The sequence below is a fragment of the Dialister sp. genome, from assembly GCF_036343215.1.
GTDB lineage: Bacteria > Bacillota > Negativicutes > Veillonellales > Dialisteraceae > Dialister.
The window spans coordinates 1-7,292 of the sequence record NZ_JAZASU010000088.1 but is presented as its reverse complement, the minus strand read 5'-3'; the positions used below and the strand labels follow the sequence as shown (position 1 = coordinate 7,292).

The 7,292-nt window shown below is 47.9% G+C and carries 9 protein-coding genes; 7 read left to right on the top strand and 2 right to left on the bottom strand.

Translation table 11 applies throughout. The features are described 5' to 3' along the window. Positions 1 to 228: 228 nt before the first annotated feature. The 3 genes from VZT47_RS08760 (at position 229) to VZT47_RS08750 (ending at position 3,493) form a co-directional block, all read left to right on the top strand. Complete coding sequence (locus VZT47_RS08760) at positions 229 to 660, top strand: hypothetical protein (protein WP_330224584.1); 432 nt, start codon at positions 229 to 231, stop codon at positions 658 to 660. Between the two features lie 324 nt (positions 661 to 984). Continuing rightward, positions 985 to 2,268 carry a hypothetical protein gene (locus VZT47_RS08755; RefSeq protein ID WP_330224583.1) on the top strand — a complete coding sequence of 428 codons (1,284 nt, stop codon included), beginning with the start codon at positions 985 to 987 and terminating at the stop codon, positions 2,266 to 2,268. A 55-nt stretch (positions 2,269 to 2,323) separates the two neighbouring features. Next, positions 2,324 to 3,493 (top strand): hypothetical protein, encoded by a 1,170-nt coding sequence (locus VZT47_RS08750; protein ID WP_330224582.1) that lies wholly within the window; start codon positions 2,324 to 2,326, stop codon positions 3,491 to 3,493. A 724-nt stretch (positions 3,494 to 4,217) separates the two neighbouring features. Here VZT47_RS08750 and VZT47_RS08745 read toward each other — a convergent pair. Beyond that, positions 4,218 to 4,496: a type II toxin-antitoxin system YafQ family toxin gene (locus VZT47_RS08745; RefSeq protein ID WP_330224581.1), complete on the bottom strand. Its 279-nt coding sequence runs from the start codon at positions 4,494 to 4,496 to the stop codon at positions 4,218 to 4,220. Then, the gene (locus tag VZT47_RS08740) at positions 4,496 to 4,780 is read right to left on the bottom strand and encodes a type II toxin-antitoxin system RelB/DinJ family antitoxin (protein WP_330224580.1); all 285 of its coding nucleotides are present in this window, start codon (positions 4,778 to 4,780) and stop codon (positions 4,496 to 4,498) included. The genes VZT47_RS08745 and VZT47_RS08740 overlap by 1 nt, the downstream gene beginning before the upstream one ends. A gap of 176 nt (positions 4,781 to 4,956) precedes the next feature. Between VZT47_RS08740 and VZT47_RS08735 the strand changes: the two genes are divergently transcribed. The 4 genes from VZT47_RS08735 to VZT47_RS08720 all read left to right on the top strand — a co-directional run. Further along, positions 4,957 to 5,316, top strand: coding sequence for a DUF488 domain-containing protein (locus VZT47_RS08735; protein WP_330224579.1), 360 nt, complete (start codon positions 4,957 to 4,959; stop codon positions 5,314 to 5,316). A gap of 61 nt (positions 5,317 to 5,377) precedes the next feature. Further along, on the top strand, positions 5,378 to 5,530 hold the full coding sequence (locus VZT47_RS08730) for a hypothetical protein (protein ID WP_330224578.1): 153 nt from the start codon (positions 5,378 to 5,380) through the stop codon (positions 5,528 to 5,530). Next, positions 5,530 to 6,111 carry an ABC transporter ATP-binding protein gene (locus VZT47_RS08725; protein ID WP_330224577.1) on the top strand — a complete coding sequence of 194 codons (582 nt, stop codon included), beginning with the start codon at positions 5,530 to 5,532 and terminating at the stop codon, positions 6,109 to 6,111. The genes VZT47_RS08730 and VZT47_RS08725 overlap by 1 nt, the downstream gene beginning before the upstream one ends. 194 nt (positions 6,112 to 6,305) lie before the next feature. Next, on the top strand, positions 6,306 to 7,292 hold a 987-nt coding region (locus VZT47_RS08720; RefSeq protein ID WP_330224576.1), incomplete at its 3' end, for a threonine aldolase family protein.

The window sequence follows — 7,292 nt, the reverse complement described above, 5'->3', positions numbered from 1 at the left end:
CTTGCTCATTGCATTCCGCCATCCATTCCGGATCATCCTTTACAAACGGGCTCGGTATGACCAGGGTTTCCAGTTCCTGACCGGACAGGTGCTTCTGCTCCCGCAGGATGTTCAGGCTGGCAAATCGACAGTTCTTTATTGACTTCTAAGATAAATGAAATGTGACTGGACCGGCGAAGTTTCAATATGGCGATAAGATAAAAATTACTTTAAAGGAGGATTTTTGAGATGGAGACGCGAAAAAAAGCTGGGGGAATCCGGTTGGCGATTGAAGTGGCACTGCTTCTGGTTGTGCTTATCTGCGTACTTTTATGCTTTATCCCGATTAAGCGAACAGTAAAAAATGCTGGAACATGTACCTGTGAGAAAGATGGCAATGATATCTCTGCTCAATATAGTGTTGACGGGGTTTATTATCATTATGTGATTCCTCTAGTCTATAAAGATTATTATCAGGGTGAAATTGTAATTCATCCGAATGGTATGGAAAGCGTGATCTTTCAAGGAACCAGTTATGCGCAGGGAAATTCTTTAGGCATGGCAAATCATGAAACGATGGCGACTACAGAGATTACTTATTCGGGACTTTTTCGCCATCTCAATATGAACATCCGCTCTGGTGATGGTCAGGAGATAACTATAGCGGATCTGTCGCTTTGAAAAGGGGTCGATATATTCAATCTGCCGGGTGCAGAGGTGGGTGCAAAAGGAAATGACATCGCCAAAGCTCCTTTCCGTGCAGGTTTCAGGGTGTGGCTGCTCCTTCGAATCCAGTCGCATCGATTCTGGATATACAAGGGCTTCGGGATTTCTCTGGGACCCTCTTTCTTATTATTTTCTAATCCATCATTGGAACCATCACTTACCCGGCAGAAACAACTAACCTTTCAAAGAACACAAACGTGAGATAGGTCAGATTTTTCGTTGTTTGAAAAAACCATTGGATATTTGACGGGAATGGCAATGTTTACAAAGGAGGGCACAATGTTTATATCCAAAAGGAAAAGATTTCCCCGGGTTCTGCCGATAATACTTGTGACAGTATTATCACTGGGAACTGTCTTCGCAGGCTCCTTTAGTTATGCTTCTGCGGCAGATACATCGGATCAGATCCATCTGTATACGGCCAGCGGGTACCTTGAAAAGGGCGGAACTTACAGGATGTATGCAGTTGCTCTGAAAAAGGGGAGTTATCTTCAGGCAAGGCTGACAGTACCGGCGGACAATAGCATTGACTATGATCTTTACCTTTTTGATTCTTCACTGAACGTCAAAAGCTCAAGCGATTATGTTACATACCTGAACGCCTCCGGATCTGAACCGGAAGATTTGGAATATGTCTCGGATGCCGACGAAACGCTGTACCTGTGTGCTTTTTCAACTAAGGGCGGGAGTACGGAGAAGCAGTATACGCTGGATTATTCTGTCTCTGATACGCTCCCCTCGGGTGAATCGATGAATGGAAACGCGAAAGAAGCCACGGTTCTGGACATTGCGGACGCAAATGCACTGATCAACGGGGATGTGAATTCTCCTATTGATGCGGATTGGTACAAGTTTGTAGTTGGTAAGGCGCCAGAGTATGACAAGATTCGCTTTTCCTATGACAGGCTTACTGTGGGAGGGCGATGTTCCTGCAAGCTCTACAGAAATATCGGAACAGACTGCATAGCCCTGCAGGAACTTGGCTCAGGCTTTTCCGGAGAGATAGCCCTGCCGGAAGGAACATATTATCTTAAGATATCAAGCCTTGACACACTCAGCAGTTTCAATCGGACTACTTTGGAAACATATCAGCTTTCCATAATGAAGGTGTCAAGAGTTGACGAGATTCAGATTGTCAGATATGAAGGGCATAATGCAAGGAAAGTAACTTATTCGGGCTTCTCAAGCGTGCCCCATTATCGGATTGATGCTTCGAATGGCCCGGGAACGGTAACTGTGGTAGGTGTAGCATATTATTATGATGATGCCGGGAATAGGCAACCGGCGGTTAATGCAAGGCTGACCGGAACAATGGATGACCGACAGTGGGAAGAAGTAAATCATCCTGAGTTTGCAAAAAGTTATGCCTCTGCTGATGCAGGCCTCGATGGATTTTTCTCAATGGATTTCCATCCTCATTCACCTATGGGCGGATATAGGACCCCCATTGACAGTGGTTTCATTCATCATATTGATATCATAGATGTGGATGTCCGAACTGGTGCTCAGCCAATAGTATCGGTACAGGATATTCTGTATATGTACAAAAATTCGACTACATAAGGAATTTGTGAATTTTGAGTGGGATTGATTGCATGGAAAATGGAGAGAAAAAATCATGAGCATGAATATCCGCGCAACAGAGCTGTCTGTCACCGGGAAGGGTGTTTTTTCGAAGGCGCAGGTAAGCGGTGTGTCTGTACCGATGAAAGCTTCCGAAAAGAAAAGCAGTGAAAATAATATTTCGGCTAAAGAAGCCTTTCGTCCGGAAGCGTCTGCGACGGCCCGGATCTCAGACAAGGGCAGGGAAAAGCTGCAGGACATGAGGGAAAAAGAACGGGCTCTGGATGCTGATGAAAAACAGACACGGGAAAATATGAAGCGGGTGGACGGTCTGATCAGCAAGGTGAACAAGGGCGGCACCCTGAGCGATGAGGAAAAGGCTTTTGTGAATGATGAAATCCAGACACTTGCATCCCAAAACTATGTGGAGAAGCGGACCCATTTCTTTACAGACGATGAATTGAAAGAGGCTATGGGAAAATTGCAGAAGAATTATCTTCGGCGATTGGATATGTATCGTTCCATGCAGGAGCAGGTACAGAGCCAGGGGGAAGCAAATGATCTGGCGCGGACGGATAGAGCTGTGCAGAATGCAAAGGATGTACAGGAAAAGGGCAAGCGGATCATGGATATCCTGAAGAAATCGCTGAAGACACCTGAAGAGGATGACTTGAAAGCAGAGGCTGTTGCCGGAAAAGAAAAGACCTCCGATTCAGAGGATTCATCCGGTCAGACTGTCTCTGCACAGAATGCTGTTGAGGAGACAGATGATACTGTGCCGACAACAACTGCTGACAAAAAAGCGGAGGAAGATGGAGCCGGACTGGATCATGAGGCCTCGAAGGGGGACGGAATTATCGAGAAAAATCTGCGCCTTCTGAACAACATGGATGGGTTCGTCGACGCACAGGCAAGATATACGAAACAATGTGATTCCCTGATGGATGATGCTTTTCTGGATGTATCAAATACGCTTTCTTCGGATGAAGCCGGGGCAGAGGAAAAACTGAAAGCTTATGGGAGCTATCAGGAAGAGATGCAGCATATTTATGCCGACAAGCTTACAGCCACGGCACAGGTTCGATTCGATAGTTCCACAAGGACCATCGGCAGGATCGAAATGAATGCCCATGACGATCTGGCAGAGGTCATCCGTGATTTTGTCAACAACAACGGGAAAAAGGGCATCAATATGGCCAAGGGCTTTCTGACCGATAACGAATAGTGCAATTTCTACATGAAACACGTAATGACGTCATTTTGACGTCACTTTTCTCTGGGAGTGGCGTCAAAGTGACGTCACTTTTTCTTTGCGGAAAATTTTTTGAACGGTGTAGCAATTCCGACAGGCTTCAGGGCGTGAGCCCTGGCCAGATTCCCGTGGGGAAGCTGGTTCCGCCAAAAGTGAACTGCAACTTTTGGCGTATCCTGTTATCTGTTTCAGTTTTTCGCTTTAAGCGTTCCAAAATTTAACCAGTTTTTGGGAAACCAATGAATCCGCGGATTCCGACTCCCCAGAATTTGGGAGGAGTTCGCAAACCCGGTAAATCGAAAAATTGCCTGTCAGAAAACCGTTCCAAAATTTGGACGACGCAGTATTCACATGGGTTTCGGCCGTCCAAAATTTGGAAGCGGCAATTTTTACATTTCAAATTTTTGCGGTTCGTAAAAGCGTAAATTCGCTTGCAATATTTTTGGGGGGCTATAATCAAAAATAAGGCGATTGTGCCGAAGATGGCCCGTCGGTGGGCTGAATGATGAAAGTGGAGGACCCTTTTATGAAAGCAAAGAAAATTTTTGCCGGAGCAGCAGCTCTGACGCTGGCGCAGGTCTTGCAGCAATGGGCGTGAATGAGCGCAAAAAGAAGCAGGCCTGAAGAACAGCATAAGCCTGAAACTTCATAGTTGAAAGCAAAAACTTCCCGCGGCGGTATGCCGTGGGAAGTTTTTTTACAGATCAAAAAGAGCACTATGAGATCCGGTGCGGACAACGGTAAGAACAAGTTTATCGTGATCAATATAATATAACAGCAGCCAGTCCGGCTGAATGTGACATTCCCTGAAGCCTTTGAAATTACCGGTTAGGGCATGATCATGATATTTGTCGGAGAGTGGGATTTCCTGAAGGAGCATATTGATTACATCCTTCAGCTCGGAAACGGTGAGCCCCTGTTTCTTAATTCTTTTATAGTCTTTCCGAAATTTTGCAGTCGTGGTAAGAGTCAGCATTATTCGTTGTCGAGCTCCTTAAAAAGTTCATCGGCGGAAGAATAGGTTCTCGAAGGAATTGCGCCTGCTGCAATATCCTTTGCTTCCTGCATTGCGGCAAGAGTCTCAGCATTGTACTGGGGAAGCCGTACCTCGAAAGGCAGACCGCCAACCAACAGAGATTGGCTGAAAAAGATATTTACAGCCTCCGAAAGGGACATGCCCAGGCTGCCGTACAGAGTTTCCAGATCCGATTTCTTCTGCTTTTCCATACGCATGTTAAAATTCTCTGTTTTTATAGCCATAGTGATTACCTCCTGATGAAGGTAGTATAAGCCAAAAATCGGCAATAGTAAAGCAATGTTATACATTCGCATCACTTTTGACAATTATCCTATTTCGGGCGGACGATTGGCTTATACTTGCTTGCCCCCGGCCTACAGGTTTATTATTATGAATAATGTTTGGAGGATGGTTGAAAATGTCTGAACTTAAGATCAAACGAATCTATGAAGAGGCTTCTGCTGACGACGGTTACCGCATCCTTGTCGACCGTCTCTGGCCCCGGGGAATCAGCAAGGAGAAGGCGCAGATTGACGAATGGGCGAAGGAGATCGCCCCGTCTGATGAACTCAGGAAGTGGTTTCATCATGAGCCGGAGAAATTTCCGGAATTTCGCGAGCGCTATTTTCTTGAACTTCAGAATAATGAAGAGGCAGCTGCCTTTCACGAAATGATCCGTGAGAAGCTGAAGGCCGGAAATGTGACGCTCCTGTTTTCCGCGAAAGATGAAGCCTGCAATAATGCCGTGGTTCTCAGGGATTGGCTGAGCGGAGAGTAGAGTTGCGTGAAGCTTGATTTGTTTGCAGCATACGCTGAGAGCAGAAGAATTTTTTTGAGATATGAATGATACAGAAAAGAAACAGATGGACGAGCTGATCCAGGTCTTTCATCTTTCGCAGAAGACGCGTTTTCGCTACTTCTGGCTGCCTGAACATTTCCCGAAGCTCTCGCAGAAGCTTTGGGAGAGAAAACATGGGAAGGCGGACTGCTGATGACGATTGAAATACTCGGATTGACAAAGTCCTACGGCGAGCGGAAGATTATCGACGGACTTGATCTCTCTATCAGCGATGATGCGCGCCTTGTGCTGACCGGGCCGGCGGGCTCCGGAAAAACAACTCTTCTTCGGATCCTTGCAGGGCTGGAAGAGGCTACTTCCGGGCAGATCAATCTGCTTGGGGATTATAAGCACGAAGAGTTCACGGTCGGGATGGTCTTTCAGGAAGACAGGCTGCTTTCCGATTTCACCGCGGCGGAAAACGTGGCTATTGTTCATCCCGTCTTCACGGAGAACAGGGCCAGGGAAGAACTGATAAAGCTCCTGCCGAAAAGCCGCCTGGACATCCCGGTCAGGGAACTTACTGCAGAGGAGAAACGCCTCGTCGCCCTGGTCCGCGCCTGCATGTATCCATCGAATATCCTGCTTCTTGATGAGCCGTTCAAAGGCCTGGCAGAAGAGACACGCAAGAAGGCTCTCGACTATATCCTGGAATCTGCCGGCCATAAGGCGGTTCTGTTTGCCCAGCGGACGGACGAGGGGCTTTGCGGCATGCGGCAGGTTCGGATGGGGTGAGGACGGAGTGGATGCATTGAGGCTTTCTCTTTCCTTTCATGCATCTCAAAAGGCATACGGCCCGAAAAATCTTCCTCCTGTGCCTCTTTTCCGCCTGCTTGCTTTTTTTCACAATAGAATATTGTATAATAAATCTGGTCAGAAACAGTGACCGGATATTTTTTGGCAGAGTCGACTAGAAAGCAGGGCCGGAAATGGAAAAGATCAAACTTGTCAGCGACTACATGGAGGGCTGCTGCCCGGAGATCCTGAAGCGGCTTTCTGATATTAATTTTGAAAAAAATACCGGCTACGGACTGGACAAATATTCGGAGAGTGCGCGGGAGAAAATCCGCGCAGCGTGTGAAGCGCCGGACGCCGCCATTTACTTCCTTGTTGGCGGAACCCAGACGAATGAGACCGTAATCTCCACCGTCCTCCGAAGCTATGAGGGCGCTCTGGCAGCGGATACCGGCCACGTCAATACCCACGAGGCGGGAGCCATCGAGCACGGCGGACACAAGGTGCTGACACTTCCGGCAGTCAACGGGAAAATATCTGCGGCAGCGGTCGAAGACTATATGAAAGTCTTTTTCGCGGATGCAAACCACGAGCATGAGGTTGCGCCGGGCATGATCTACATCAGTCAGCCGACGGAATACGGCACGCTCTACACATTGACAGAGCTGATGGAACTTCGGGCCATTGCCGACAGATATGACTTGAAGCTCTATGTGGACGGGGCGCGGCTCGGCTACGGCCTTGCCGCGGCAGCTTTTGACCGTGAGAACGGAAGCCCGCTTTCCGCCCCGGATGACGCTGTGAATCTTCCGGCCCTTGCCCGCCTCTCCGATGTCTTCTATATCGGCGGGACCAAGGTCGGCGCCCTATTTGGAGAAGCGGTCGTCTTTCCGCACGGGGACATCGTTCCCCACTTCTATACGATTACGAAGCAGCACGGGGCGATGCTTGCGAAAGGATGGCTGACCGGGATACAGTTCGACACCCTGTTTACCGACGGGCTTTATATTACTATTTCCATGAATGCCATCGCCCGTGCTCGGGAAATCCGATATACCCTGTTAAAGTACGGATACGAGCTCTATATCGATTCGCCTACAAACCAGATTTTTCCTGTGGTGACGGATGAGTTTGCCGCAAAGCTTTCCGAGTCTGTGGACTACGGCTTCATGAATTCCCTG

Bases quoted from the DNA above. Each gene is read 5' to 3' on its own strand.
- VZT47_RS08760 (WP_330224584.1), top strand. From the start codon at position 229: ATGGAGACGCGAAAAAAAGCTGGGGGAATCCGGTTGGCGATTGAAGTG.
- VZT47_RS08755 (WP_330224583.1), top strand. From the start codon at position 985: ATGTTTATATCCAAAAGGAAAAGATTTCCCCGGGTTCTGCCGATAATA.
- VZT47_RS08750 (WP_330224582.1), top strand. From the start codon at position 2,324: ATGAGCATGAATATCCGCGCAACAGAGCTGTCTGTCACCGGGAAGGGT.
- VZT47_RS08745 (WP_330224581.1), bottom strand. From the start codon at position 4,496: ATGCTGACTCTTACCACGACTGCAAAATTTCGGAAAGACTATAAAAGA.
- VZT47_RS08740 (WP_330224580.1), bottom strand. From the start codon at position 4,780: ATGGCTATAAAAACAGAGAATTTTAACATGCGTATGGAAAAGCAGAAG.
- VZT47_RS08735 (WP_330224579.1), top strand. From the start codon at position 4,957: ATGTCTGAACTTAAGATCAAACGAATCTATGAAGAGGCTTCTGCTGAC.
- VZT47_RS08730 (WP_330224578.1), top strand. From the start codon at position 5,378: ATGAATGATACAGAAAAGAAACAGATGGACGAGCTGATCCAGGTCTTT.
- VZT47_RS08725 (WP_330224577.1), top strand. From the start codon at position 5,530: ATGACGATTGAAATACTCGGATTGACAAAGTCCTACGGCGAGCGGAAG.